The organism is Vreelandella malpeensis, assembly GCF_020622355.1.
Lineage (GTDB): Bacteria > Pseudomonadota > Gammaproteobacteria > Pseudomonadales > Halomonadaceae > Vreelandella > Vreelandella malpeensis.
Window position 1 is genome coordinate 123,289 of the sequence record NZ_WHVL01000002.1, and the last position, 26,618, is coordinate 149,906.

At 65.0% G+C, this 26,618-nt stretch carries 24 protein-coding genes; 9 read left to right on the forward strand and 15 right to left on the reverse strand.

All coding sequences use genetic code 11. The annotated features are described in order from the left end of the window. Nucleotides 1–24 precede the first annotated feature (24 nt). Complete coding sequence (lnt, locus tag GEV37_RS05905; RefSeq protein ID WP_227389316.1) at nt 25–1,503, forward strand: apolipoprotein N-acyltransferase; 1,479 nt, start codon at nt 25–27, stop codon at nt 1,501–1,503. A gap of 73 nt (nt 1,504–1,576) precedes the next feature. Then, nucleotides 1,577–1,915, forward strand: coding sequence for a hypothetical protein (locus GEV37_RS05910; protein WP_227389317.1), 339 nt, complete (start codon nt 1,577–1,579; stop codon nt 1,913–1,915). 94 nt (nt 1,916–2,009) lie between these two features. Here the strand turns inward: GEV37_RS05910 and GEV37_RS05915 are convergent, their stop codons facing one another. The 7 genes from GEV37_RS05915 to prmB all read right to left on the reverse strand — a co-directional run bounded on the left by GEV37_RS05915 (nt 2,010) and on the right by prmB (nt 8,396). Further along, nucleotides 2,010–2,591: an SCO family protein gene (locus tag GEV37_RS05915; RefSeq protein ID WP_227389318.1), complete on the reverse strand. Its 582-nt coding sequence runs from the start codon at nt 2,589–2,591 to the stop codon at nt 2,010–2,012. A 34-nt stretch (nt 2,592–2,625) separates the two neighbouring features. Then, nucleotides 2,626–3,081, reverse strand: a complete 456-nt coding sequence (locus GEV37_RS05920; RefSeq protein WP_227389319.1) for a copper chaperone PCu(A)C — start codon at nt 3,079–3,081, stop codon at nt 2,626–2,628. Nucleotides 3,082–3,248: 167 nt separating this feature from the next. Continuing rightward, the gene (phaC, locus tag GEV37_RS05925; protein WP_227389320.1) at nt 3,249–5,105 is read right to left on the reverse strand and encodes a class I poly(R)-hydroxyalkanoic acid synthase; all 1,857 of its coding nucleotides are present in this window, start codon (nt 5,103–5,105) and stop codon (nt 3,249–3,251) included. Between the two features lie 83 nt (nt 5,106–5,188). Beyond that, a complete protein-coding gene (locus tag GEV37_RS05930) occupies nt 5,189–5,632 on the reverse strand; it encodes a phasin family protein (RefSeq protein WP_227389321.1) in 444 nt (147 codons plus the stop codon). Between the two features lie 260 nt (nt 5,633–5,892). Continuing rightward, nucleotides 5,893–6,270: a hypothetical protein gene (locus GEV37_RS05935; protein WP_227389322.1), complete on the reverse strand. Its 378-nt coding sequence runs from the start codon at nt 6,268–6,270 to the stop codon at nt 5,893–5,895. Nucleotides 6,271–6,332: 62 nt separating this feature from the next. Further along, nucleotides 6,333–7,424, reverse strand: a complete 1,092-nt coding sequence (gene aroC / locus GEV37_RS05940; RefSeq protein ID WP_227389323.1) for a chorismate synthase — start codon at nt 7,422–7,424, stop codon at nt 6,333–6,335. 12 nt (nt 7,425–7,436) lie between these two features. After that, nucleotides 7,437–8,396, reverse strand: coding sequence for a 50S ribosomal protein L3 N(5)-glutamine methyltransferase (gene prmB / locus GEV37_RS05945; RefSeq protein WP_227389324.1), 960 nt, complete (start codon nt 8,394–8,396; stop codon nt 7,437–7,439). Nucleotides 8,397–8,557: 161 nt separating this feature from the next. On the opposite strand from prmB, the gene GEV37_RS05950 reads away from it, so the two are divergent. Then, nucleotides 8,558–9,124: a Smr/MutS family protein gene (locus GEV37_RS05950; protein WP_227389325.1), complete on the forward strand. Its 567-nt coding sequence runs from the start codon at nt 8,558–8,560 to the stop codon at nt 9,122–9,124. Nucleotides 9,125–9,145: 21 nt separating this feature from the next. Here GEV37_RS05950 and GEV37_RS05955 read toward each other — a convergent pair whose 3' ends face one another. Further along, nucleotides 9,146–10,171, reverse strand: coding sequence for a patatin-like phospholipase family protein (locus GEV37_RS05955; RefSeq protein ID WP_227389326.1), 1,026 nt, complete (start codon nt 10,169–10,171; stop codon nt 9,146–9,148). Beyond that, nucleotides 10,168–11,070 carry an alpha/beta fold hydrolase gene (locus GEV37_RS05960; protein ID WP_227389327.1) on the reverse strand — a complete coding sequence of 301 codons (903 nt, stop codon included), beginning with the start codon at nt 11,068–11,070 and terminating at the stop codon, nt 10,168–10,170. The genes GEV37_RS05955 and GEV37_RS05960 overlap by 4 nt, the downstream gene beginning before the upstream one ends. Nucleotides 11,071–11,423: 353 nt before the next feature. Here GEV37_RS05960 and GEV37_RS05965 point away from each other — a divergent pair, with 353 nt between their 5' ends. The 3 genes from GEV37_RS05965 to GEV37_RS05975 are packed head-to-tail and all read left to right on the forward strand — an operon-like array spanning nt 11,424 to nt 14,302. Further along, nucleotides 11,424–11,867, forward strand: a complete 444-nt coding sequence (locus GEV37_RS05965; RefSeq protein ID WP_227389328.1) for a LexA family protein — start codon at nt 11,424–11,426, stop codon at nt 11,865–11,867. After that, entirely contained in the window at nt 11,864–13,168 is a 1,305-nt protein-coding gene (locus GEV37_RS05970; RefSeq protein ID WP_227389329.1) for a Y-family DNA polymerase, read from the forward strand. Before GEV37_RS05965 ends, GEV37_RS05970 begins: the two co-directional genes overlap by 4 nt. Before the next feature lie 42 nt (nt 13,169–13,210). Next, nucleotides 13,211–14,302, forward strand: coding sequence for an LBF_2804 family protein (locus GEV37_RS05975; protein WP_227389330.1), 1,092 nt, complete (start codon nt 13,211–13,213; stop codon nt 14,300–14,302). Between the two features lie 6 nt (nt 14,303–14,308). Here GEV37_RS05975 and GEV37_RS05980 read toward each other — a convergent pair whose 3' ends face one another. The 6 genes from GEV37_RS05980 to GEV37_RS06005 form a co-directional block, all read right to left on the reverse strand. Beyond that, entirely contained in the window at nt 14,309–15,772 is a 1,464-nt protein-coding gene (locus GEV37_RS05980; protein WP_227389331.1) for a sodium-dependent transporter, read from the reverse strand. 73 nt (nt 15,773–15,845) lie between these two features. Further along, nucleotides 15,846–17,054 carry a YbfB/YjiJ family MFS transporter gene (locus GEV37_RS05985; protein ID WP_227389332.1) on the reverse strand — a complete coding sequence of 403 codons (1,209 nt, stop codon included), beginning with the start codon at nt 17,052–17,054 and terminating at the stop codon, nt 15,846–15,848. 94 nt (nt 17,055–17,148) lie between these two features. After that, a complete protein-coding gene (locus GEV37_RS05990) occupies nt 17,149–17,499 on the reverse strand; it encodes an AtuA-related protein (RefSeq protein ID WP_227389333.1) in 351 nt (116 codons plus the stop codon). Beyond that, entirely contained in the window at nt 17,486–18,886 is a 1,401-nt protein-coding gene (locus GEV37_RS05995; RefSeq protein ID WP_227389334.1) for an acyclic terpene utilization AtuA family protein, read from the reverse strand. Before GEV37_RS05995 ends, GEV37_RS05990 begins: the two co-directional genes overlap by 14 nt. Further along, nucleotides 18,883–20,787, reverse strand: coding sequence for a TRAP transporter permease (locus GEV37_RS06000; RefSeq protein WP_227389335.1), 1,905 nt, complete (start codon nt 20,785–20,787; stop codon nt 18,883–18,885). Before GEV37_RS06000 ends, GEV37_RS05995 begins: the two co-directional genes overlap by 4 nt. A 34-nt stretch (nt 20,788–20,821) precedes the next feature. Further along, nucleotides 20,822–21,784 (reverse strand): TAXI family TRAP transporter solute-binding subunit, encoded by a 963-nt coding sequence (locus GEV37_RS06005; protein ID WP_227389336.1) that lies wholly within the window; start codon nt 21,782–21,784, stop codon nt 20,822–20,824. Between the two features lie 316 nt (nt 21,785–22,100). Between GEV37_RS06005 and GEV37_RS06010 the strand changes: the two genes are divergently transcribed. The 3 genes from GEV37_RS06010 (at nt 22,101) to GEV37_RS06020 (ending at nt 25,966) form a co-directional block, all read left to right on the forward strand. Continuing rightward, complete coding sequence (locus GEV37_RS06010; RefSeq protein WP_227389337.1) at nt 22,101–22,994, forward strand: LysR family transcriptional regulator; 894 nt, start codon at nt 22,101–22,103, stop codon at nt 22,992–22,994. 73 nt (nt 22,995–23,067) lie between these two features. Next, nucleotides 23,068–24,348 carry a M20/M25/M40 family metallo-hydrolase gene (locus GEV37_RS06015; RefSeq protein WP_227389338.1) on the forward strand — a complete coding sequence of 427 codons (1,281 nt, stop codon included), beginning with the start codon at nt 23,068–23,070 and terminating at the stop codon, nt 24,346–24,348. A 163-nt stretch (nt 24,349–24,511) separates the two neighbouring features. Beyond that, the gene (locus tag GEV37_RS06020; protein ID WP_227389339.1) at nt 24,512–25,966 is read left to right on the forward strand and encodes an SLC13 family permease; all 1,455 of its coding nucleotides are present in this window, start codon (nt 24,512–24,514) and stop codon (nt 25,964–25,966) included. Nucleotides 25,967–26,618: the final 652 nt, after the last annotated feature.

The following is a 26,618-nucleotide window of genomic DNA, read 5'->3' on the forward strand; positions in this document are numbered from 1 at the left end:
CCCTTCATTTCACAGGATACCGCCATGGGAAGGATCTCCCCCTTTGCCCTGCAGTTGCTCGCCGCCCTGGTTGCGGGCGGCTTCGTCACCCTGACCACCTCGCCCTTCGAGCTCTGGTGGCTGGGGCCGGTCGCCGTCGGCCTCGTCTTCGCCGGCCTGCAGCGCCTCACCCCGGCCCAGGCCGCGTTCAAGGGCTGGCTTTTCGGGGTGGCGCTGTTCGCCACCGGCGCCTCCTGGGTCTACGTCTCGATTCACGACTACGGCTACACCGGCGTGCCGCTGGCACTGTTTCTGACCGGGCTGTTCGTGTGCGTGCTGGCGCTGTTCTACGCGCTGACCTTCTGGGTCTACCGCCGCTTCGCCGGGCCTCGCCTTGCCTTCGCCAGCTTCGCGGGCATCTGGGTGCTGGGCGAGGTGCTGCGCACCTATCTCTTCACCGGCTTTCCCTGGCTGCTGCTCGGTTCTGGCTACGTCGATGCGCCGCTGGCTGGCTGGGCGCCGCTGGGGGGCGTGTATCTGCTCTCGCTGCTGGTGGCGCTCAGCGGCACCCTCGGCGTCTACGTGCTGGCCCGGCGCTTCTGGGCGGCGCTGCCGCTCGCCGCGATCTGGCTTCTCCCGCTGGTACTGCCCAGCGGCTGGACCATGCCGGTCGGCGAGCCGACGCGCGTGGCGCTGCTGCAGGGCAATCTTTCCCAGCTGATCAAGTGGACGCCGGAAGGCCAGCGCGCCGCCGCCAACATCTACAGCGACCTGACCCGATCGGTCGCCGACGAGGCCGACCTGATCATCTGGCCGGAAACCGCGGTGCCGATGTTCGAATACCAGGCGCGCCCGGTGCTCGAACGCATCCAGGCGACGCTCTCGCCGCAGACGGCGCTCTTGACCGGCATCGTCCAGCTCGATGAAGAGAACCGCTACTTCAACAGCGTGATCGGCGTGGGTGACGTCGCCGGCAGCTACCAGAAGGAGCACCTGGTGCCCTTCGGCGAGTACCTGCCGCTGGAGAGCGTGCTGCGCGGGGCGATCGACTTCTTCGACCTGCCGATGTCGAGCTTCACCAAGGGCGATGCCGTCCAGGTACCGATGCAGGCGGGTGACCTGCGCATCGGCAACGCCATCTGCTACGAGATCATCTACCCGCAGCTGGTCGCCCGGCGCGCGCTGGAAAGCGACGTGATCGTCACGATCTCCAACGACACCTGGTTCGGCGCCTCCATCGGCCCGCACCAGCACCTGCAGATGGCTCGCCTGCGGGCGCTGGAGAACGGTCGTTTCGTGCTGCGCGCCACCAGCAACGGCATCACCGCGATCATCGATGCCCAAGGCGATATCGTTGCCCGTGCACCGCAGTTCGAAGCGACCGCCCTGCTCGGTGAATTCCAGGCCATGCAGGGGCAGACGCCCTTCACCCGCCTGGGCAGCCTCCCCGCCTGGCTGCTGGCGCTGCTGATGAGCGTGGCGGGCATCGTCGTCGGGCGCCGAACGCACAAGACGCTGCTCTGACCTCGACCCCGGTGCGGCATTTTGGCCCAAGCGGGCCGCTTGACTGCCCCCGGGGGCTTGGCATAATGGCGCCATGCTCAAATCTCGCCCCTTCTTACTGCTGGTCGTCGCCCCACTCGCCTTCACGGCGATCGTGGGCGCGGCCATCTTCGGCAACCAGGCGCTCTCCGCCGGCAAGGTCGACCAGGAGATCCGCGCGGCGATCGCCGCCGAACTCGACACCGCCTCGACGGTCGAGCTCTCCCAGCTCCAGGAAATCCAGTACGGCTACGGCGTCTGCGGGCTCTACCGCACCGACGAGTCGGCCAACGGGCTCGCCTCGTTCTTCTACGACACCACCAACCGGCGGCTGGTACTGGACGTCAACTCCCGCGCCTATACCGCCAACTGCGGACTCTCCTCGGTCTGCTAGCGGCTCGCCGCTCACACCCGCAGACATGTAAAACCGGACATGAAAAAAGCGCCTTCGACAGGCGCTTTTTTTGCTTCATTGCGAACCGAAAAACTCAGCCTTCCGCGATCACCTGGCGAAGGTCGGCAAGCACGTCCTGGTTGGAATGCGGGTCGCGTACCAGAAAGCGCGGCTGGCCCTCGGCGTTGAAGGCGAACACGGCGCTCGAGTGGTTGACGATGTAATCGCCACGCTCGTTGGGCTCCTCGAAGCTGTAGGCGATGCGGTAACGATTGGTCAGCGCGTCGATCTCTTCCTTGTCGCCGGTCAGGCCAGTGAACTCGGGCCCGAAAGCGCCGGTGTAGCGCTTGAGCACCTCGGGGGTGTCGCGTTCGGGGTCCACCGAGATCAGCAGCATCTGCACGTCGTCGCGCTCGGCCTCGGACAGCTCGTTGAAGATCGAGGCGAAGCGCGCCAGCGTCAGCGGACAGACGTCTGGACACTGGGTGTAGCCGAAGTAGACCAGCGTAGTCTTGCCGCGATAATCCTCCGCACGGGCGGGCTCGCCGTCACCATCGGTCAGCGCGAACTCGAGCGACGGCATGATCTCCTCGATATCGGTGGTGCGAAACTCCTCGTCGGCACAGCCCACCAGCAGGGCCGCGGCAAGAAGCGGCAAAAGCATTCTTTTCATCATGCGAGACGTTCTCTGGATTCACTCGGGGATCGGATCACAACGAGGCAGGCGAGACCACGTCGAATGTGACGGGCAGCGGTTCGCCGTCGATATCGAGGGTCACCTCGACCTCGTCACCTTCGGTCAGCGGCGCGAGGCGGTCCATGAACATCAGATGGTGGCCGCGCGGCGCGAAGCTGAACGTTTCACCGGGGCCGATCTCGACGCTTTCGACGCCGTGCATGTGGGCCATACCGTCGTGCTCCATGCTTTCGTGAAGCTCGATCGCCTCGAACGCCTCGCTGTCGGCACCGGTCAGCGTGATCGCCGACTCACTGCCATTCTCGATATCGAAGTAGCCGGCGCCAGGGGTGTTCCCGGGCAGCAGGCTCAGGCGCGCGTTGGAGACGCTGACATCGCTTGCCTGGGCGTTTACGGCGCCCAGCAGAATGGCGGCGCCAAGGAGAGTCGGCATGACGTGACGTCGGGCGTTGGACAGTGCATTCAGCATGGCGTGACTCCGTAAAGCATGGGTTGAAATCGGCAGCGCCAAAGGCGCTTTCATGAGGCCTACCTTAGCGCTCTTTTAAGCCACTGCCAGCACAATGCGACAATTTGTCCGGTGAACGCACCCCATGAAAAAAAGCCCGGCAGCGTTGTGCCCGGAGACGTATTGATTTACTCGGAGGGCGCCCCCTTGAGCGCTTCGCCGAGCACCTCGGGGATGGTCTGACGCACGTAGCGCCCCGGTGCCGGCTCGATGACCCCGAGTGCCCCGCTGCCCGGCACCCGCGCGACTACCTGCTTGTGCGTATCCACGTAGCCGTTCTGGGTGATCCATGCCTGCCAGTGCGGCCACCAGGAGCCGTCGTGGTACTGTGCGCCATCGAGCCACGCCTCGGGAGCGGCAGGCCGGGCATCGTTGGTCCAGTAGCCGTACTTCTGCTTGTGCGGCGGATTGACGATGCCGGCGATATGGCCGGAGCCGCCCAGCACGAAGGTGACCGGCCCCTTGGGTAGAAGCGCGCCATGGTAGGTGCTGTTCCACTTGGCGATATGGTCCTCCTTCGCCGAAACGAAGTAGCTCGGCGTCGAGACCTTGCGCAGGTCGATCTTGACCCCGTCGAGCTCGATACCGCCGGGTTCGACCAGCCGGTTCTCCAGATACAGGTGGCGCAGGTACCAGCCGTGGGTCGCCGCAGGCAGATTGGTGCCGTCGGTGTTCCAGTAGAGCAGGTCGAACGCCGCGGGCACCTCGCCCTTCAGGTAGTTGTTGACGAAGAACGACCAGAACAGGTCGTTCTCGCGCAGCAGGTTGAAGGTGTAGGCCATGGAGCGGCCATCGAGATAGCCCTTGAGCTGCATCGAGCGCTCGATCCCCTGCACCACGGTCTCGTTCAGGAACACGCCGATGTCGCCGGGGTCGCGGAAATCCTGGAGCGTGGCCATGTAGGTAACCGACTTGACCTTGCGCGCGCGCCGGGTACTGGTGAGGTATGCCATCGTCGAGGCGGTGAGCGTGCCGCCCACGCAGTAGCTGACCAGGTTCACCGACTTCTCGCCGCAGGCGCGTTCGATCGCCTCCATGGCGGCGATGGGCCCCATCTGCATGTAGTCCGCCCAGGTAACGTCGTGCTGCTCGGGGCCAGGGTTGCGCCAGGAGATCAGAAATACCGTATGGCCTTGGTCGACGAGCCACTTGACCAGCGAGTTGTCCTCGCGCAGATCAAGAATGTAGTACTTGTTGATCCAGGGCGGCACGATCAGCAGCGGCGTCTTGAATACTGTTTCCGTGGCCGGTGCGTACTGGATCAGCTGGATCAATTCGTTCTCGAACACCACCGACCCGGGCGTGACGGCGATGTTCTCGCCGACGGCGAAAGCCTGGCGGTCGGTCATGGCCACGTTGATGCCTTCGCTGGAGTTGGCGAGGTCCTTGCGCAGCCGCGTCAGGCCATCGAGCAGGTTCTGGCCCCGGGTTTCCAGGGTGCGCTTGACCACCTCGGGGTTGGTCGAGATGAAGTTCGACGGCGACATGGCGCTGACCAGTTGGCGGGCGTAGAAGGTGAGATTGCGCCGGCTCGCGTCGTCGAGCCCGTCGAGGCCGGCGATCAGCTCGTCGACGGATTGCGAGAACAACAGGTATTGCTGCATCAAGGAGAGATAGAACGGCTCGCTCGTCCAGGCATCATCCTTGAAACGGCGATCTCCCTTGGCGGGCTGGATCAGTGGCGTCACCGCTTCGCCGGCCAGCGCGCGCATGCCCTGCTGCCACAGGAGCCACTGATCCTGGGCCAGGCGGGCCTGGGTCTGCCAGACGAGCGCCGGATTGCCCATCAGCGCCTGGGCGGCCGCCTCGAAACTCGCGCGCATGTCACTGTAGACCGAGTCGGCGGCCTCGCTCGGCGCCATGCGCGCGAGCAGATCCTCCATCAGGCCCTGGTACTGCTCGCCGACCTCGTCGAGAACGCGCTTCCACGCGCTCATCTCCTCTTGGGTAAAGCCCTGCGCTGCCCCGCTCCACGCTGATTGCATCGTCCCCTCCCCCTTGCCTCACCTGCCCGTTGGCGTGCATCACAAAAAAAGACGGCGCCCGAAGGCGCCGTATGCGTTCGCGATCACTTCTTGCGCGTGGACTGGCTGGACGCCTGGGCCCCGGGAGCCCCCTTGACGGCAGCATCGGCCTGTTCGCGCATCTTCTGGCCGGCGACGTTGACCTGCTCGCCCACCCGGCGGCCGGTATCGCTGAACAGCTTCTCCATCTGGGACTTGAACTCGAGACTCATCTCGCTCATGGCGCGAGCGTCTTCCTGCATCTGCTGGGAGAGTTCCTTCATCATTTCGGCCTGCTGGGAGCCGAAATCACGCAGGCTGTCGGCATCGTCGATCTCGGTGGCGCGGCGCAGGCGTTCGGTGCCCAGCTGGCTGTAGCGCTGCATTGCCTCGAGCTGGTAGTGGGTGAGCTTTTCCATGTTGTCGAGCATCAGTGCGTTCATCCTGCGCATCGGCTCGAACAGCTGGCGGGTCTGGCCATTGAAGGCGTCGAACATCTTGTCCTGCATGATCCTGGCTCCTCTGGAAAGTCAACAGAAAGCGATGCGCGTCGCGGCATCGCCATGTACTGCGCATTCGCACGTCAGCAAAGAGGCCACGATCCTGCATCCATCGAGCGACCGCCCGGCCACCGCGCCGTATCTCATAGTCATACGTTTGCGACACGCGCTCGTCAACAGGCGTGGTTAACGCTCTTTCGACCTGAAACGAACACCGCCGCTATTCAAGAGCGTAGCGGCTGGGTCGGCGCTGCGCAAAACCGCGCGACCTACTTCTTCTCGCGCGTGCTCGCGCGCGAGCGCGACGAAGCGCTCGCGCGGCGCTTCGGGGCGGCGTCTTCCGGCGTCGGCGGCTCATCGGGCGCCTCTGTCGCCTTGGCGCCGGCGCTGCCGGCCTGCCTCAGCATGTCCAGCATCATCTGCTGGTAGGTACCGAAGTGGGCGAGCCCCTGGGAGAGGCCCTGCTGCATCATCGGCTGCTGCAGGAAGGGGCGCATCAGGCTCATCGGGTCGTAGCCCTCTACCCCGGACTCCATCTGGCGCTGGATGTTGTCCAGCAAGTGCTGCTGGAAGGCTTCGACATCGGGAAGCCCCAGCGACTGGCGAAACTCCTCCGGCGTCAGGTCGAACTCGACGTTGATCTTCATGGCCCACTCCCCTGTCGGTGATCGTTGGTCTTGGCACCCTGCTTCGAGTGTAGCAGCGCGGCTCAGCGCTGGCCGAGCTTCGGCGTGCCAACCGAGACATCGCCGTTCTGGCCGCGATGACGCAGCAGGTGATCAAGCAGCGTGATCGCCATCATCGCCTCGGCGATGGGAGTCGCGCGAATGCCGACGCAAGGGTCGTGTCGGCCCTTGGTGATCACCTCGACCGGCGCGCCGTGCACGTCGATGGAGCGCCCGGGCGTGGTGATGCTCGAGGTCGGCTTGAGCGCGATGCGCGCGACGATCGGCTGGCCGCTGGAGATACCGCCGAGGATGCCGCCGGCCTGATTGGAGAGAAAGCCCTCCGGGGTCAGCTCGTCGCGGTGCTCGCTGCCACGCTGGGTGACGCTTTTAAAGCCGGCGCCGATCTCGATGCCCTTCACCGCGTTGATGCTCATCAGCCCATGGGCGAGCTCGGCGTCGAGCCGGTCGAACACCGGCTCGCCGAGGCCCACCGGCACGCCGTCGGCAATCACGGTGATCTCGGCGCCGATCGAGTCCTGGTCGCGGCGCAGTTGGTCCATGTAGGCCTCGAGCTCGGCGACGCGGTCCGGGTCCGGGCAGAAGAACGCGTTCTGCTCGACGCTCTTCCAGCTCTTGAAGTCGATCTCGATGGGGCCGAGCTGGCTCATGTAGCCGCGCACCTGGATACCGTGCCCGGCGAGCACCTTCTTGGCGATGGCGCCGGCGGCGACGCGCATGGCGGTTTCCCGGGCGCTGGAGCGCCCGCCCCCGCGGTAGTCGCGGTGGCCGTACTTGTGGTGGTAGGTGTAGTCGGCGTGGGCCGGGCGGAACTGATCCTTGATCTTGGAGTAGTCTTTCGAGCGCTGGTCGGTGTTCTCGATCAGAAGGCCGATCGAGGTGCCGGTGGTCTTGCCTTCGAACACACCGGAAAGAATCTTCACCTCGTCGGCTTCCTTGCGCTGGGTGGTGTGGCGCGAGCTCCCCGGGCGGCGGCGGTCGAGCTCGACCTGCAGCGCCTGCTCGCTGATCTCGATGCCTGGCGGGCAGCCGTCGACGATGGCGCCAAGCGCTACGCCGTGGCTCTCGCCGAAGGTGGTCACGCTAAAAAGCTTGCCGAAGGTATTGCCGGACATGGTGCTGGTTCCTTACGCAAAGGACGCCGCGTGGGCGTCGAGTTCCGCGGCGCTGATGGCGAAGACGCCCTGGCCGCCGTGCTCGAATTCAAGCCACATGAAGCCGACCTCGGGGAAGGCCGCCTCGACGTGGCGATCGGAGTTGCCGACCTCGACGATCAGCCAGCCGTCGTCGGTCAGATGATCGCGCGCCTCGCGCAGGATGCGGCGCACGATGTCGAGCCCGTCGCTGCCTGCGCCAAGCGCAAGCGAAGGCTCGTGGCGGTACTCCGCCGGCATGGTGGCGAGATCCCGGGCGTCGACGTAGGGCGGATTGGAGACAATCAGATCGAAGCGCTGGCCTTCGAGGGCATCGAAGACATCGGACTCGACCGCCCGCACCCGGTCGCCGACGTCGTGACGGGTGATGTTCTGTTTTGCCACCGCCAGCGCCTCCGGGCTCAGGTCCGCCAGCGTCACGTGGCAGGTGGGCAGCACCAAGGCCGTGGCGATACCGATGCAGCCCGAGCCCGTGCACAGGTCGAGCACGTGCTCCGGCGGCTCGTGATCGAACCAGGCGCCGAAGCCGTCGAGGATCAGCTCGGCGATCGGCGAACGCGGGATCAGCACGCGCTCGTCGACGTCGAAGGGGTAGCCCGCGAAGAACGCCTCGCCCAGCAGGTACGGCAGCGGCGCGCGGGTGCTCACGCGCTTGCGGGCGAGCTCGATGATGCGCTGGCGCTCCACCGGCAGAAGCCGTGCGTCCTGAACGCTCGGATCGACGTTCCAGGGCAGGTGCAGCGCACCCAGGCACAGGGCGACGGCCTCGTCCCAGGCGGTATCGGTGCCGTGGCCGTAGTGCAGCCCCGCCAGGTAGAACTCGCTGGTCACCCAGCGCAGGTAGTCGCGCAGGGTGATCAGGTCGCTGGTCAATGTCGAATCCGGCAGCGACAGCGTGGAGGGAGAGGTCTCGGCGTTGAGGTGCGTGGTCACGGGGGCTCCTGGGTCGCGGCGATGGCCCGCGCGGGCGGCCATGCCAGGTTGAATCGTCGGTCGGTGATTGTACCCTCGACGCCGCCCGGTTCACAGCGACGTCAAGCCCGCTATACTGTGCGCTTTCGACTTCGCCCCCTTCCACCACCTGTGAGCCTGTCATGTCGCGACGCCGCCCTGCGCCCAACGAAGAAGAGATCAGCGCCTTTCGCCAGGCGCTCGAGCAGGCGGGCGTGCGGCGGCTCACCAGCGACCTGGCCGACCCGGGCAAGCCGAAGCCTCAGCCGGATGCCCAGGCGGCGCGGCGCGCGGCGGCGGTGAAGGGGGCCGCGCAGACCCCCACCGGGCGCACCTCGGATGGCCGCGTGGAGGCGGTGCGCCCGTCGGAGTATCTGGAGTTCGCGCTGCCCGATCTGCCCTACCGCACCGTCAGCCAGCTCAAGCGTGGCCAGACGCCCTGGCAGGCGGGGCTCGACCTTCACGGCTACACCCTGGAGGAAGCGCGCACCGAGCTCGAGAGCTTTTTGACCGACGCCGCCGCCCAGCACCTTCACTGCGTGCTGGTGGTACACGGCAAGGCCTGGGGCGCCACGGCGGATTTCCCGGTACTCAAGAGCCACGCCAACGCCTGGCTCAGGGAGTGGCCGGGGGTGCTGGCGTTCTGTTCGGCGGTGGACGCCGACGGCGGCACCGGTGCGCTCTACGTGCTGCTGCGCCGCCCGCGCTGAGTCGCCTGCTCCGCCGCCTCCCTACTCGGTGGCATCAGAAGCGATGCCCGGCATGCGCCGCTCGAGCGCCTCGTCGCCCATGTGGCGGCCCAGGCGGATCAGGTCCTTGGCGCGGTGAAACTCGTAGGTGCTGCATACCGTCTTGGGAATCTCGATCAGCACGTCCGGCGGGTAGCCCGCCACCTTGTACTTGGCCAGCGCCGCCTGGGTGATGTCGAAGGATTCCAGGATCATGTCGAGCTTGCCCCACTCGCGCTGCCCGCGCGCCTCGAGGCTCTCCTCTCCCTCCTCGTCGTTCTGGGCACCGAAACCGTCCCACAGCCGCCGGGTGGCGGCGCGCACCTCGCTCATCCAGCCCCCCAGGCGGGCCTCCCGGTCGCGTTCCTGCTGGCTGCGCGCCTCCACCTCCTTGGGCAAAAGCTCCTCCAGCGTCACCGGCTGGGGGCTGTGGGCGGTGACGTTCACCGCCACCACCAGATCCGCCTCGTGGGCGGAGAGAATCGGCATCATCGGCAGCGGGTTCAAGAGCCCGCCGTCCACCAGCACCTGATCGTTCAGGTGTACCGGGGTGATCACCCCAGGCACGGCAATGGAGGCGCGAATGGCGCGCAAGAGCGGCCCCTTCTGGAACCACACCTCGCGCTGGCGCACGAGATCCGTTGCCACGGTAGTCACCGGGATGGGCAAGTCTTCGATCAGCGTGTCGCCGATCAGGGACTCGAGCTTGCTCATCACCTTGCTGGCGCGCATCGCGCCCATCGGGCTCCAGGTCACGTCGACGAGTTTCAGGACATCCAGGTAGTCCAGGTTGCACACCCACTCGCGGTACGCGGGCAGCTTGCCGGAGGCGTAGATGCCGGCGATCAAGGCGCCCATCGAGCAGCCGGCGATCGAGATGATCTCGAAGCCGCGCGCCTCCAGCGCCTCGATCACGCCGATGTGGGCATAGCCCCGCGCCCCGCCACTGCCCAGTACCAGCGCCACCTTGTTGCCACGACGGCCGACAGGGTCGAGCTGCCTCGACACCACGCTGTTCGCTCTATTCATTCGACGCTCCGTGATCGAGCGGCGGTCGTCGTGCAGTACGCGGCGATAACGCCGGCCACTGCCTCGACAGAATCGGGCTCGAGGTGAAGATGATGGCCGCCCGGCAGGACCTCCCGGGTCAGCCGGGCGACCGCCTGACGGGCCTCTTGCGACCAGCGCCGCTGGCCGAGAATCCCCCGCTCGCCCTCTACCAGCAGCACCGGTGCTTGTATCTCGCCGAGCAGCGCCAGTACCTGTTCCGGGGTGAAGCGTACCAGCGAGGGCTTGAGCAGGCGGGCGTCGGTGCGCATCTCGACCCGCCCCTCGGCGGTGGCCCGGGTGTTGCGCTCGACCACCGGATAGATGGCGATACGCCCGACCGGCGTCACGCCGCCGGCCACGCGGGCGGCCACGGCGGCGTCCATATCGGCATAGCGCGGCAAGCGCGAGGAGGGGCGCCGGTGGGCCAGAAGCCCCTTGCGCAGCTGGGCCGTACTTTCGCGAGCCTCGGTGTTGAGCGCTCCGAGGCCATCGATCAGCAGCAGCCGCTCGACCCTTTCGGGAAGTGTTGCCGCCAGCACGCAGGCTACCGCCGCGCCCATCGAGTGCGCCAAGAGCGTGGCACGCTCGATGGCAAGCGCATCGAGCGCGTCGAGCACGTCGAAGACGTAGTCCCACAGGGCGTAGTCGCCGCCGGGCGGGACGTGCTCGGAGTGGCCGTGACCGCGAAAATCGAGCGCCACGATGCGCACGTCCAGCGCCCGCGCCAGACACGGCGCCAGGCGCGAAAAGCTCGCGGCGTTGTCGAGCCAGCCGTGCAGGGCGAGCCAGACCGGTGCCCCCTCGCGCCCCCAGGTCAGTGCGGCGAGGCGTTTGCCGGCAAGCGTGAGCGGCCGGGCGGCGTGGGCAATATCGTTCATGGGGGAGTCTCTCATGCTATCGGTGACAGGCTATCGGTGACAGGCTATCGGTGACGGACTGTCGTGATGACGCTGCATGACGTAGACGTTACCATGCTCTTGCTCTTGAACGCCGTTTTTAACCCTTGTTTGTCTAACCTTCATTTGTCTAACCCTTGTTTGTCGATGAGTAGCGCCATGAAACCTCGCCGTGATACCCGTGTTCGCAATACCGTTTTCTTCATCGCCGTGATCAGCGCCGCTGTCGTGGGGCTGTGGCTGGCGCGCTGAGGTAGGTCCTGAATCCTTGCAATTTTCGGGGCGGCATCGAATACTGTATATAAATACACTACTCGATTCACAAGGACGTCACCATGTCGCCTCAACCCCTCCACGTTGCGACAGCCAGGCCTCTCACCTTTCAACCTCTGGCCTTCCCCGCCCTGCGCGCCCGGGCGGGGTTCAGCGGTTTTCCTTCTCCGGCCCAGGATTACGAGCAGCGCACGCTGGATCTCAATACGCGCCTGATCAAGAACCCGACGCAGACGTTCTACCTGAGCGCCACCGGCGACAGCATGGAGGGCTGGGGTATCTTCGATGGTGATCTCTTGGTGGTGGACCGCAGCGTTCGGCCACGCTTGGGCCATATTCTGGTGGCACTGTTCGACGGCGAGGTGCTGATCAAGCGCTACGCACTTCATCAGGGCGTGCCGCACCTGTGCTCCGCCCACCCGCTCTATCCGCCGCTTCCGCTGGAGGGCACCGAGTGCCAGCTGTGGGGCGTGGTGCGCGCGGTGATCCACGAGTACGTGCCGTGATCGGCCTGGTCGATGCCAACAACTTCTACGTCAGCTGCGAGCGCGTCTTCCAGCCTGAACTAGAGGGCCGCCCGGTAGGAGTGATGAGCAACAACGATGGCTGCATCATCGCCCGTTCAGAAGAGCTCAAGGCGATGGGCATCGCCATGGCCACGCCCGCGTTCAAGCTCGACGGCCTCCACCGCGCCGGGCGTATCTGCCTGAAGTCGTCGAACTACGAACTCTACGGCGACATGTCGGGAAGGCTCTGTCAGCTTCTGCGCGACGCCTGCCCACAGGTGGCGCCCTACTCCATCGACGAGATGTTCATCTACCTCGACGGGCTCGACCCGGCGCGCTGCCAGGCGCTGGGCGCCTGGCTTCGGCGGCGCATTCGCCGCCATCTGGGGCTTCCCGTGTGCGTGGGGCTCGCGCCGACCCATACGCTGGCCAAGCTCGCCAACCACGCGGCCAAGAAGCACCCGCGCTACCAGGGCGTATGCCTGCTCCACGCCGACGCCGCCGACACCGCCGCGCTCTTGAAGCAGACACCGATCGACGCGGTCTGGGGCATCGGTCGGCGCCTGGCCGAGCGGCTGGCAGTGCAGCGCATCCACACCGCCTGGGATTTGCGCGAGTGCGACCACCACGACCTGCGCCGGCGCTTCTCCGTGGTGCTGGCGCGCACGGCGCTGGAGCTTCGCGGCACGCCGTGTCTTGAAATGAACGCGCTGGACGCACCGCGCCAGCGCATCATGACCTCGCGCTCCTTCGGCACGCCCACCGGCGTGAAGTCGGAGCTGCTGGAGGCGCTCGGCCGCCACGCCCAGCGCAGTGCGGAAAAGCTGCGCGAGCAGCGCAGCCTCGCCCGGGCGGTGATGCTGTTTCTCAATACCAACCGCCACCGCCCGGAGCAGCCGCAGTACTTTCCCCACGCCATGATCCCGCTCGCCGCCCCCAGCGACGATACTCGGGTGGTGCTCGCCGCGGTACGCGAAGGGCTCGAGCAGATCTATCGCCCGGGGCACCGCTTCATGAAGGCGGGCGTGATGCTGCTGGATCTGGTCGACGCCGAGCAGTACCAGCTTTCGCTCTTGCACCAGCCGCCGCGCCACCGCCATCACCCCGCCTTGATGGCGACCCTCGACGACATCAACCAGCGTATGGGGCAAGGCAAGATCGGCTTCGGCCTCACTCCGGAAAAGGCCGCCTGGCAACTGCGCTGCCATCATCGCTCGGACCGGTTCACCACCCACTGGGGCGAGCTGATGAAGGCGGGCACCCACCCCGGCGCAATCAAAGCGTGTGCGAAGCGAACCTAGCCGCTACCCTGATCACTCAAACTCATCGCCTCACTGGTTACCATGTCGCTGACTCGCCCCGATCAAGCGTTCGCCCCCTCCCCGGACAGGGCCCAGCGCCTTGCCAGCCGCTACATCGCACGTCGCCTCGCGCGAACCCCGCCGCTGGCAGCCCCGGACCCGGCAGCGCTCAAGCGCAGCCGTCGCTTCGTGATCCTGTGGGCGGCGCTGGCGGGCATCGTCTCGGGCACCTTGATCGGCGGGTCGGAATGGTGGATGCGCCAGGTCTGGGTGGACAACTGGGAGGCAATGTCGTTGCGCGAGCAGTTGCCCTACTGGAGCGCCTACATGGCCTTCGCCGGGGTGATCACCGTGCTCGAGATCGGCTTTCTCTACTGGAACTCGCTGCGCGGCGTGGCGCGGGTGGTACACTTCGCCGGCCTGGACTACCAAACCACCCTGCCCCAGCCGCCCACGGTGGAACTGACGGTACAGGGCCTGACGCGCATCGCGCTGGAGTACCCAAGCCCTGGCAGCCTGATCTACGGCGTCGACCCCCACGCCTACCTGCACGGCTGGAAGCTGACGCTACGGGCGCTGCTCTACCGGCTCAAGGTCAGCATGAGCAGTTTTCTGCTGCGCGCAGTGATGCGCCGGCTGCTCGGGCGCCTGACGCTGCGCGGTTTCATTCCCATGCTCATGGCGCCGCTCTACGCGCTGTGGAACGCCTGGATCGCGGCGCGCATCACCCGGGAAGCCTATCTTCTGGCCTGCGGTCCCCGGCGCATCGAAGAATTGATGCAGCACCTTGCGCACACCCCGGACCAGACCCGCGAGCTGCTGGCCCAAGGCGTGGGGGAAATCATCATGCGCAACCACCACCCTCACCCGAACCTGGTGCTGTTGCTCTCGCGCCTTCTGGCCACGCTTCCCGAAAGGCCCACCACCCTGGAGGTGGAGTGGCCACGTGCCCAGCAGGCGTACGCCGCGCTCGAGCCCGACCGGCAGGCCGAGCTGCTGGCACACCTGACGCAGGCGGTGCTGCTCAGCGGCAACTACCGCGGCGCGCGCAAACGCTTCCTGCAGGAAGTGTTCGCCCGCTGCCAGACGCCGCTTTCGCGTGAGTTCATCGCCGCGCAGAGGGCCACCGTCTGACGGTGCTCAGCGCGGCGCCAGGCTCGAACGCAGGCGTGGGCTGACGCGCTCGCCCACCAGGATCATCACGGCCAGGGTCGCCAGCAGCCACGGCCAGTGCTCTGCGAACGACACGGTGAAAAGTGCCAGCTGGTCGGCGAAGATGACCAGAATGCCCAAGGGACTCACGTAGCGCGCCATCAGGAGCCACAGCGTGTAAAGGCGCGGGCCGAGGCCCAGCTCGTCGCGCATCACGCTCTTTTTGAGCAGGAACCCGGCGATCAGCACGGTGCCGAGCCCGCCCAGCGGCATCAGCCAGCGCGAGGTCAGGTAATCCAGCCAGTCGAAGAAGGTCTTGCCCGCCAGCGTCCAGTCTGCGCCGAGGTTGAACGAGAGCATCGCCGCGGTGCTCAAGAGCCACAGCACGAGGCCCGTTGCCAGCGAGGCCCAGCGCCGCGTGAAACCCTTGCTGTCGCAGAGCCAGGAGACCGTCGCCTCGACCATCGAGATCGACGAGGTGAGCGCAGCCATCGACAGCATGAGAAAGAACAGGATTTCGAACAGCGTGCCCAGCGGCATCGCCTGGAAGGCGATCGGCAGGCTCATGAAGACCAGCCCCGGCCCGCCCGCCGGGTCCATGCCATTGGCGAAGATCACCGGGAAGATGGCGAGCCCCGCCATCAGCGCCACGACCGTGTCCGCCAGCGCCACGGCGAGCGTGGTGCGCCCGATCGAGGCGTTCCTGGGCAGGTAGCTGCCGTAGGTCAGGATGGCGCCGGCGGCCAGCGACAGGGTAAAGAAAGCGTGGCCGAGTGCAGCCAGCAGGCCCTCGCTTGAAAGGCTCCCGGCACTGAACGAGAACAGAAACGCGAAGGCGTCACCGAAGCCGCCGGAGAACGCGCCGAAACCGATCAGCAGTACCAGCATCAGCACCAGCCCCGGCATCATCCAGCTCACGCTCCTCTCGATGCCCTTTTGAACCCCCTTGCCGACGACCAGCATGGTGACGAGGGTCACCAGCGTGCTCCAGAAACCGAGATTGAGAGGGTCGGCGTTGTTGGCGTCGAACACGTCCGCCAGTGCCCCGATGCTTTCAGCGCTAAGGCCACCGCTGAGGGATTTCCACAGATAGGATAACGACCAGCCCGCAACCACCACGTAGAACGACAGGATCAAGAAGCCGCAGAGCATCGACATCCAGCCCAGCACCGACCACATCGGCGAGCGCCCTGACTCCGTGACCACACGCCGGAAGGCGTCGACGGGGCTCCCCCGGCCTCGCCGCCCGAAAGCGATCTCGGCCATCATCACCGGCACCCCTACCAGCAGGATGCACAGCAGATAGACCAGCACGAAGGTACCGCCGCCGTACTCGCCGGTCATGTAGGGAAATTTCCAGATATTGCCGAGTCCGACCGCCGAGCCGGTCGCGGCGAGCATGAAGCCCCAGCGGCCAAGCCACTGCGCGCGCGGTTGATCAGAAGACGCCATGCGTTGTTGTCCTGTCCTCGAAAAAAGGCGCTATCCTGGAGGATTTTCCACAAAAAACCCAGAACTTTCGATGTCAGGACGCCCTGGCCTCGGCATCGAGACGTTGGGCGGTTCGATCCAGGCGCTTGAGCACCATCAGGATCAGCGCGCCCAGCCCTACCAGGGCACCGGCCAGCCATAGCCCGAGCCGATAGTCACCGGTGGTTTCGACCAGCACGCCGGTCAACGCCGGGGCGATGATCTGCGCCGCGCCGTAGGCGAGCGTCAGTTGCCCCATCAGTCTGGCCGGGTTGTCCGGATAGAGCCTCCCTGCCATGGTCAGCACCAGGCAGACACAGCCCAGAAAGGTGCCGCCGTAGAGCGCCGCGCTGAGCCAGAGCGCGGGCAGGCTCGTACTGAAAAGCGGCAACCAGATTCCAACCACCTGAACGGTCATGGCGAGCCCCAGCGCGCCCAGGTAGCCAACGTGCCGGGCAATGAAATCCCACATCACCACCGTCAGCGCCGCCGATAACCCGACCAGCGCGAAGGCCCAGTTGCCCGCGCCGGAAAGCGACGGTTCGCGCTCGACGATCGCGACGAGAAAGGTGGCATTGACCACGTAGCCATAGCCGGCGCAGAAGTAGGCGGGCATCATCAGGCACAGAAAGATCGCGCTGACGGGGCGTATCGTCGCGGGCTTGCGAGAGGCGCTGGCAGCACGGCTCGCCGGCGGCGGCAGCCATCGCCAGGCGGGAATCGCAAGCACGGCGCCCAAGATGCCCAGCCACAGCCACTGGCCGCGCCAGTCGATGGAAAGCGCCAGTAGAAGCTCCACCGCCAGCGCCGCCAGCACGATCCCCAGGCCCAGGCCTGCGAAATGGATGCCCAGCTCGCTGCGTCTTCCATGCGCGATCAGCCAGTGCAGAATCAGCCCCGAGGCCAGAAGCATCGAGGCACTGCTGGAAAGTCCCGCCAGAAAGCGGCACACCGCCCACAGCGCGACGTTGTCGGCCAGCGCCATGCCGAGCGTGGTCACCACCGCCAGCAGCAGCCCCACGCGGTAGAGCCGATCCTTGAGCACCAGGCTCCCGGTCGACGCCGCCAGCACCGCGCCCAGCATGTAGCCCGCGTAGTTGAGCGCGGCCAGCCAGCCACCCTCGGCGTCGCTCAATAGCCCGCCGCCCTGCATCACCGGCAGAAGCGGCGTATAGGCAAAGCGCGCCACGCCCACGCATAGAAGCTGGCTGAAAATGCCGGCGAGCAGCACCTTGTAGCGCTGCAGAGAGATCGAGGTGGCCAAGAGCGGCTCCTTACCTTACATGCAGGATCGTTGAACCAACCCTTGAAGGGTAAGGCGTTTCACAGCGGGCGTCATGACCACCTAAGTCGAGGGGTTAGCGGGCGATTTCCACGCCAAGCAGCAGAAAAGAGAGCGTCTTGCCGTGGCCGTCAAGGTTGAGCGCTCCGTTGACACCGCCCTGGAGAACATCGTCGATGACGAAATTCATGCCGCCCAGATGGGGCAGCAGGTAGCGGCGAACGCGGCTGGCGCCGCGATGCTGGAAAAGCGCCAGTACCCGCGTCTCGTCCAACTGCTCGACGAGCAAGTCGTAATCCTGCATTTGATAAGCGAACAGCGCGATATTGAGCCGGTCGCCCTTGTCCCCGGCCCTGGCGTGAGCCAACTGATGAAGAGGCGTCGCCTTGACGGCGCGTAGCGGATGCGACCTGTCAGCCTGCAGCATGGAAACGTCCTTTCTGTTCATCGGCATTGAATAGCCGAGCGTAATCGTGAACGTCGTCGCGCCGAACCAGATAAGAGGCGGTGAATACGCGCCGCTGGAACTGGCGTCGCACGCCGCCCCCGCCCGCCGGTCCTGCACAGTAGAGCGCGAGCAGCTCCTGCGTCGCACGCGCGACCCAGCGCCGCTCCGGGTGCTCGGCAGCCAGACGCAGGCGATAGTCGCCGTCGGGATTGGCCGGCACCGTCAGACGCCCAAGCTCGCCGTCGTCGCTGTCGAACACGCTCGCAAGACCGATGATGTCGAAACGCGTGCGAAGCGCCGCCGGGGCGCGAAACGACAGCCGCTCGCGCAGCACCCGCGCCGCGAGACGTGCGCGCGCAAGCGCATTGGGCCCGGCGTAGGAGATCTCCGCCTCGCTCTGCCAGCCGCCGTCGTAGCACACGGTGGTCTTCAAACGCTCGGGCGCCGGCTTGCCGCGAATGCCGCTCACCTCGACGCAGTCCGGGCCGATCTGGCGCACAGTCGCGTTGGATAAATCGACCACCACGTCCGGCGTCAGATAGTTGGCCGGGTCGTGAACCTCGTACAGCAACTGCTCCTTGACGGTCTGTTCGGTGACGAGCCCCCCGCTGCCCGCGGGCTTGGTCACCAGAAGGCGCCCGTCTTCTTCCACTTCGATGATGGGGTACCCGACGGTGGCCAAACCCGGCACGTCCTTGACCCCCGGATCAGCGAAATAGCCGCCGCTGACCTGGGCACCGCACTCGGCCAAGTGTCCGGCCATCATGCCGCAGGCGAGCCGATCCCAATCATCCCAGCGCCACTGGAAATGATGCATCAAGGGCGCCAGAAAGAGCGCGGGATCGGCGACGCGCCCGGTGACGACGATGTCGGCCTCGAGCGCAAGCGCCTCGACCAGCGCCTTGGCGCCGAGGTAGACGTTCGCCGAAATGAGCGCGCTTTCGTCGGGCAGCGCCTGGCGCTCCGCCTCCCAGGGCGTCAGGTCGAGCGAGCGCAGTCGGTCGCGAATGTCGTCACCATGTACCCGGGCGATAACGATGTCCGGACACCCCGCTTCCTCTGCAAGCTTTTTGACCAGCGCACAGGCGCCCTCCGGGTTGGCGGCGCCGAAATTACCCAGGATGGTGATACCGTGATCGACGCAGTCGCGCAGCACCGGTGGCAGAAACTCGTCGATCAACGGTTCGAACCCCTGCGAAGGGTCTTCGCGCATGGCGCGGTGCGCCGCGGCCAGCGTGCGCTCGCCCAACGTTTCGAAGGCCAGGGCGGCAGGCTTGCCGCGTTGGATGAGTTCGGCCACGACCGCCTCGGCCGCGTCGGTGCGGTCGCCGGAGAACCCCGCGCCGCTACCTAGTAGAAAGCTCATGAGGTGTGCTCCTTGAAAGATCGAGGCGCGAGCGCGGCCCGCGCTGCGTCACTACCGAGCCGTTGGCGACGGCGCCAGAAAAGCCCTACGATGATCACCAGCGCGCTGAAGGTGGTCAGCCACCCGGGAATGAGCGCCAGGCCTATCACCAGCATCAAGGCCAGCGCGTCCACCACGCGGTAGCCGGTCATCATGGCGCGCGACATGAGGGCGGCGAAGGCGACGACGAACACGATGCCTTGGGAACTGGCCTGCGCGATGTCCCAGCCCGAGCCAAAGCCCGCCAGCGCCGGGTAGATCAGAAGCAGAAACGGGATGACGTAGATCGCGGCCGCCAGACGCACCGCCTCCACCGCCGCGGGCAGCCAGTTGGTGCCGGCGATTCCCGAGGCAACGAAGACCGCGATGCAGACCGGCGGCGTGATCACCGACAGTGTGGCGAAATAGAACACGAACAGGTGCGCGATGAGCGGCTCGACGCCAATGGTGGTCAGCGCCGGCGCCAGCACGGCAGCCACCAGCACGTAGGCCGCAGTGGTAGGAATACCCATGCCCAGAATCAGGCAGACCCCGCCGACGATCAGCGCCACGAGAAACAGTGACTCGCCGCCCACGTTGACGATCAGGCTCGCCAGCGTCACGCCGATTCCGGTCATGCCGATCATGGCGACCAGAATCTGCGCACCGGCCAGCAGCACGCCGATGATGACCATGCCCTTGCCCGCATCGACCAGCCCGCCCACGAGCTTGCCGACGATCTCCTTGAGCGGCATGCGCGCGATCAGCGCGAAGGGCACGAAGGTCAGCACCGTCATCAGAATGCCGTAGAACGCTGACATCTGAATCGAGCGCCCGCTCAGTACCCCGTAGAAGAGCCCGCCGAGCGCGGCCAGAATCGGCACGATCCGCTCGGGTCGGCGTATTTCCGCCCAGGGCGGCAGCTCGTTCTCGGGTACCACCTTGAGTTCGCGGCGCGTGGCTACCAAGTGGATCGTAAGGAACACGCCCAGGTAGAAAAGTACTGCCGGCAGTAGCGCCGCCAGGGCGATACGCAGGTAACTCTCGCCGATGATCTCGGCCATGATGAACGCCGCCGCCCCGAGAATGGGGGGCGCGATCTGTCCACCTGTGGAGGCGACCGCTTCGACCCCCGCCGCGAAGGGGCGTGGGTAGTTGAGCCGCTTCATCATTGGAATGGTGAAATTGCCGGTGGTGGCCACGTTGGCCACGGCGCTGCCGCTGACCATACCGAAAAGCCCCGAGGCGACGGTCGCGACCTTGGCCGCCCCGCCGGGGGAGCGCCCGCTGATACGCAGTGCCAGATCCATGAAGGTGCTGCCCCCACCGGTATGCAGCAGCAGACAGCCAAACAGCACGAAGGCGGCGATGGTGGTCGCGGCCACGCCCACCAGCATGCCCCAGACGCCCAGATCACCCAGGTAGAGCGTTTCGGTCATGTAGTAGGGGTCGAAACCGCGATGGCCCAGCGGCCCCGGAATCACGGCCCCGAGCCAGGCGTAGGCGAGCCCGGCCACCACCAGCAGCGGAAAGATCCAGCCGATCGCCCGCCGGGAAAGTTCCAGAATGGCGATCAGCAGCACCCCGGTAAGCGCCATGTCCCGGGGCGTCGCCCAGGGCAGTTCGACCAGGATACTTTCGTGGTTGCGCGCCACGTAGGCGCAGGCCATAACGACGCCCAGGGCAAGCACCAGGTCGACCCCCACCCCCACCGGGCGCCAGCGCTTGCCTGCCCCCAGCGGGTAGATGGCAAGCCCCAGAAGGATGACCAGCGCAAGAAAGAGACTCCGCTGAACCAGGCTCTCGAAAGGGCCGGTGGCGGAGGTGAACAGGATCAGGCCTCCCAGGGAAAGCGCCAATCCCTTGATGATGACATCACGCATGGACATCCTCTCCAGTGGTTCTTTCGCTTGCGCGTTACTGCACGGGCTGCAGAGCGTCGGGGATGTCGTATCCCTGCTCTTCGAAATAGCGCGCGGCGCCGGCGTGAAGCGGTACCGTTCCCACCTCGAGGGTCATCTGGGCGATATCCGCATCGCGCATTGCCGAGAAGGCGTTGACCTGGGGCTCGGGATTCTCCATGACCGCCTTAACGATCTGGTAGGCGGTTTCCTCATCCATGTCCGGGTGGGCATGCACGGCGACGCCGAAGGCCCAGGTGGTGTAGGCAGGAATGCCGTCGCCGGCGCCTTCGGGTACGTCGACGATGGCGACATCGGGCATCTCGTCGCGCAGGGTCTGGGCCTGGTCGTCGTCGAGGGAGAGCACGTTGATCGGGGTAAAAGTGGCGATGTCCATGGTGGAGCCATCCAGTCGGTCACCCACGCCGGACTTGACCGACCCCATCACGCGCCCATCCTTCATGGCATCAACCATGTCCGTGGTCGAGCCGCGCACGTAGTCCGGCGTGATCCCCAGCGTACGCATCACGGCTTCGGTGGTCTTTTCGGTGGCGGAACCCGTAATGCCTGGATTGAAACGCACGCCGTCGAGCTCGCCGAAGGTACTTACCCCTGCGTCCTGGCGCATCACCGCATTCTGAGGCGAGACGGTGTAGACCCAGAGCAGCCGGTTATCCACCGGGCGTCCTTCGAACTCCTGTGTGCCGGCATAGGCGTGATAACCGATATTGGTGGTCACGAGGCCCATGTCGATCTGGTTGCGCCCCAGCCGACGCAGGTTGTCCACCGCCGCCCCGGTTTCCGCCACCGAGGAACTCACGCCCTCGACCTGGCTATTGATGATCTGGTTGATGGCAACGAAGTAGCTGTAGTGACTTGATGAACTCGAGGTCGAGCCGATCAGCAAGCGTTCGTCAGCCTGGCCTGCGCCGGCGATCAATGCCGTGCTGGCGATGATGGCGGTGAGTAGCGTTTTCATGGGAAGTCTCCAAAGCCCATTCAAGGGCCTTTCTTGTTGTGGATGCGGCGTGACCCGGCAAGCGCGAGGCCTCGATGCCCTGCCACGATGCGAGGGGGATTATGTTTTGTATATTAAATTGTTTTTATTTTATGTTTTACTTTATAAAACTAAATCGAGATGAGCTTTCGAAGGCCGACCCCAGGCGGCTCGCGGACTTCTTTACCCATGGGTGCAAGACGCGGGCGCCTTAACCTATTGACTAAAGTATAGAGGTTGACGCCTTGCCCAGGGCCTTGCCACATGCCAGGACTTCCGCCAGCCGAAGGGCAACATCATGACCACCAGTATCAAGCAGCTTCGTGTTTTCGTGGCGGTAGCCCAGTCCCAGAGTTTTGCCGAGGCGAGCGAGCGCATTCATCTCTCTCAGCCAGCGATCTCCATCGCTTTGCGCAAGCTCGAGGAGAACGTGGGCGGGGCACTGTTTGCCCGCACCGGGCGTCAGCTCACCCTGACACCAGAGGGGGATGCCTTCCTGCCCATCGCCCTTCGCCTGCTGGGAGACTGGAACGAGGCCTTCGAGGATTTGAGCGAGCAGTTCTCCAAGCAGCGCGGTAAGGTGACGGTGGCTGCACTCCCTACCCTCGCGGCCGGACTCTTTCCGAAAGTGGTCAAACGCTTTCACGAGCGCTATCCACGCATCAACCTGAGCCTGCACGACGTGCTGGCAGATCAGGTCGATCACCTGGTGCGAGAGGGTCGGGCGGATTTCGGCCTGTCTGTCTCGCCACGCGGCGGGGACGACCTGCTCTTCGAACCCATCCTGGTAGATCGCTACGTGGTGGTGTTCCCCACCGGCCACCCTTTCGAGGGTCACGAGAGCGTTGAGTGGGCGGCTCTCGGCGACGATCCATTCATCGGCATCAACCGACTGTCGAGTTCCCGTCAGGACATCGACCAGACCATGGAACGCGTCGGCGTGAAGCTCGATATCCTGTGTGATGCCAGTCAGATCGCGACAGTGGGCCGAATGGTGGCGGCGGGGCTTGGTATCAGCGTGTTGCCTTCGCTAAGCTTTCGCCAGATCGCTGCCGACGGCATCGCTTACCGCCCCCTGATGGCACCCGACATTCCCCGGGAGCTCGGCGTGGTGTTGAGCCGACGTCATCCGCTGTCGAGCGCGGCCCGTACGCTCTATGACATGATCCATCACGACCCGGCACAGGCATGACAACGACGGGCACACGGCGTTCGAAGAATGTGCCAGACTAGATAGCCTACTCACGACAACCTGGAGAGACTTCATGAGCGACAGCGCCAAACCCTGGACGCAGCCGATGCCCGAGGCACAGTTCAATGTCATGCGCGACATCATTTCGGCGCCCAGCCCCGTGGGCCTCGAGGCCGCCATGACCTACGGCGTGCTCAAACCTTATTTCGAGAGCTTCGCGCTGGCGGATTGGCACCTTCATCAGTACAGGGGCAACGCGGGCGTGGTGCTGGACACCCACCCCGGCCGCGACGACATGTTCAAGATCATGCTGGTAGGCCACGCCGACAAGATTCGCATGCAGGTGCGCTCGATCGGCGAGGACGGCAAGATCTGGATCAACACCGACTCCTTCTTGCCGACCGTGCTGATCGGCCACGAGGTGCTGCTGTTCAGCGAGGACCCGGAGGCCCCGGGCAGCTATCGTCGCCTTGAAGGCGGCACCATCGAGGCGTTGGGTGCCATTCACTTCTCCGACCCGGGCGTTCGCAGCGGAGAGAAAGGCATCAAGAAGGAGCAGATCTACCTGGACCTGCAGATCCACGGCGAGAACAAGAAGCAGCAGGTGCTGAACCTGGGCGTGCGTCCGGGGGACTCGATCATCTTCGACCGCCCGATCAAGAAGGGTTTCAGTCCGAACACCTTCTACGGCGCCTACCTCGACAACGGGCTGGGCTGTTTTGTCACCGCCGAGGTGGCGCGCCTGGTGGCCGAGGCCGGCGGCACGCAGAACGTGCGGGTGATGTTCGCCATCGCCAGCTACGAGGAGATCGGCCGCTTCGGCAGCCGCGTACTGGCAGGCAGCCTGAAGCCCGACGCGCTGATCGGCATCGACGTCAACCACGACTACGTCGCCGCTCCCGGTATCGGCGACAAGCGCATGCAGGCGCTGGAGATGGCCAAGGGCTTCACGCTTTCGGTCGGCTCGATCGCAAGCGAGCAGCTCAACCGCATCATCGCCGAAGCCGCACGCCAGCACGACATCCCCATGCAGCGCGACATTGTCGGCGTGGATACCGGCACCGACGGAATGGCGAGCGTGCTGGCCTCCGTCGATAGCGCCGCTACCTCCATCGGCTTTCCGACCCGCAACATGCACACCATTTCGGAGACCGGCCATACCCAGGACGTGCTCGCAGCCATTCACGTGATCGCCGAAACCATCCAGCTGCTCGACAAGGTCGATGACATCGACCGGCTGTTCCTGGACAACCACCCGCGCCTGGATCAGGCAAGCGCGATGGGCCATCAGGGCAGCGACAAGCCCGAAAGCCCGAAAGAAGATGCGCAAGAGAGCACGCAGAACGCGATGTGATACCCGCCCCTCCCCCTCACCCCCGGCTCGGCCGGGGGTTACCAGCGCCACTCCAACAAGACTAAAGTCTTAGACCTGCAACCAACGTTGAATAGACCTAAGTGGTAGGATCACGCCCGGACGTGCCCTCCCCTCGGGCCCCTTTCATTCGTTGGAGTTATGTATGAGTGCATTGATCGACCAGTGGCGCCGCTGGGTGCCGCTGCTGGCCGGGCCTTTGATGTTCGTCGTCGTGCAGCTTGCCATGCCCGCCTCGCTGATCGACCCCATGCCGCGCCTCGTGCTGGGGCTGACGGTATGGATGGCGATCTGGTGGGTGACCGAGCCAGTGCCGATTCCGGTCACCTCGTTTCTACCCATGATCCTGCTGCCATTGACCGGCGTGATGAGCATGGACGACGCCGTGGTGGGCTACGCCAATCCGGTCATCTACATGTACATGGGCGGCTTCATCCTGGCTATCGCCATCGAGCGCTGGAATCTGCACCGGCGCATCGCGCTCTCCATCGTCAACCGGATCGGCAACAGCCTGAGAAGCATCGTGCTGGGGGTGCTGATCGCCTCGGCGTTTCTGTCGATGTGGATCTCCAACGCCGCGACGGCCCTGATGATGCTGCCCATCGCCGTGGCGCTGCTGAACGAGCTCGACGAGCGCGACCAGTTCGAGAAGCGCCAGCGCGACGCCTTTGCCCGCACGCTGCTTTTGACCGTGGCCTACGCCGCCTCGATCGGCGGGCTCGCCACCATCATCGGCTCAGTGCCTAATGCCATCGTCGTGGCGATGATCCCGCAGTTCTTCGATGTCGAGATCAGCTTCCTGCAGTGGATGATCTTCGCCCTGCCGCTGACGCTGCTGCTGCTGGCGTTCCTGTACGTCTACCTGACCCGCGTCTACTCGAAGGTGCCCAACACCCGCCTGGAAGTGAACTTCGTCGCCCAGGAGCTCGAGGCACTCGGCCCGATCACTCGCGACGAGAAACGCGTGCTCGGCGTGTTCGTGCTGACGGCACTTGCCTGGGCGCTGCGCGGCTGGCTGGCACCATTTTTCGACCTGCCGATCAACGACACGCTGATCGCCGTGATCGCGGCGGTATCGCTGTTCATCATTCCGGCACACAGCGAGAAGCGTAGCCTGCTGGTGTGGGACGACATGAAGAACCTGCCCTGGGGGCTTTTCATCCTGTGGGGCGGCGGCATGTCGCTGGCCGCGGCGTTCAGCGCCAGTGATCTGACCGGCTGGATCAGCCAGCAGCTTCAACTACTCGACGGGGTAAGCTATTTCTGGCTCTTGCTGTTCATGGTGGTCCTGATGCTGTTTCTCACCGAGATCATCTCCAACACTGCCACCGCCAACATGGCGATTCCGATCACTGCGGGGCTTGCCTCGGCGATCACTACCGGTAACCCCTTGGGGCTGATGGTGGCGGTGGCGTTGGCCACTACCTGCGCGTTCATGTTGCCGATCTCGACGCCTCCCAACGCGGCGGTGTTCTCGAGCGGGCGCATCTCGATCAAGCAGATGGCCAAGGCAGGCTTTGCCATGAACCTCGTCAGCGCCCTGGTGATCACGCTGTTCGTCTACTTCATCGTGCCGCTGCTGCTGCCCTCGCCGCTTTGACACACGCAAAAAAGACCCGGCCTTTGGCCGGGTCTAGTACGAGCATGTCCTCCTTGAGCGCTTTCGCGACCTCCTTTCACGCATCCCTGGTTCGACGAGCCTCCCTGCCCGCTCCTTCGCCACCCTCCTGGTGCAACCACCACCATGCGCGTTGATCGTGTCATTGTGATGACATTTGGACAGCGCTTGCATGACAGCGAGACACCGCAAGACGCCAGGCAAGAAAAAGCCCCGACCGTTGCCGGCCGGGGCTGATCCAATCCTCCGTGATCTTGCTCCATGAGCCTCCTGCTCATGCCTCCTTGTGCGCGCGTTTCCCTGTCGCCGATCCTTCGTGGCCTCTCCTTGGCTGCGCACACAGTGCGCCCTATGGCGCCTCGATTATCTATCACAGGTTAACTAATGCAAAAAACACCTGTTTCTATGCTCAGTGGATCGGTACAGCACTAGAAACTTGGACACCACAGCGCTTTTCTGTACCAAAATGAGCCTGGTACTAGCCAGGTACAACAAAAATACAATTTTATCTTGTACACCCCTTAACAATGCACTATAGTCTGTAGTGTTCGCGGCAAGGAAACCGCTTCGCAACGGATTGTTCGTTCAGGATGAACGAAGCCCTTCAAGGAACGAATGCGCTCAGGAAGAGTGC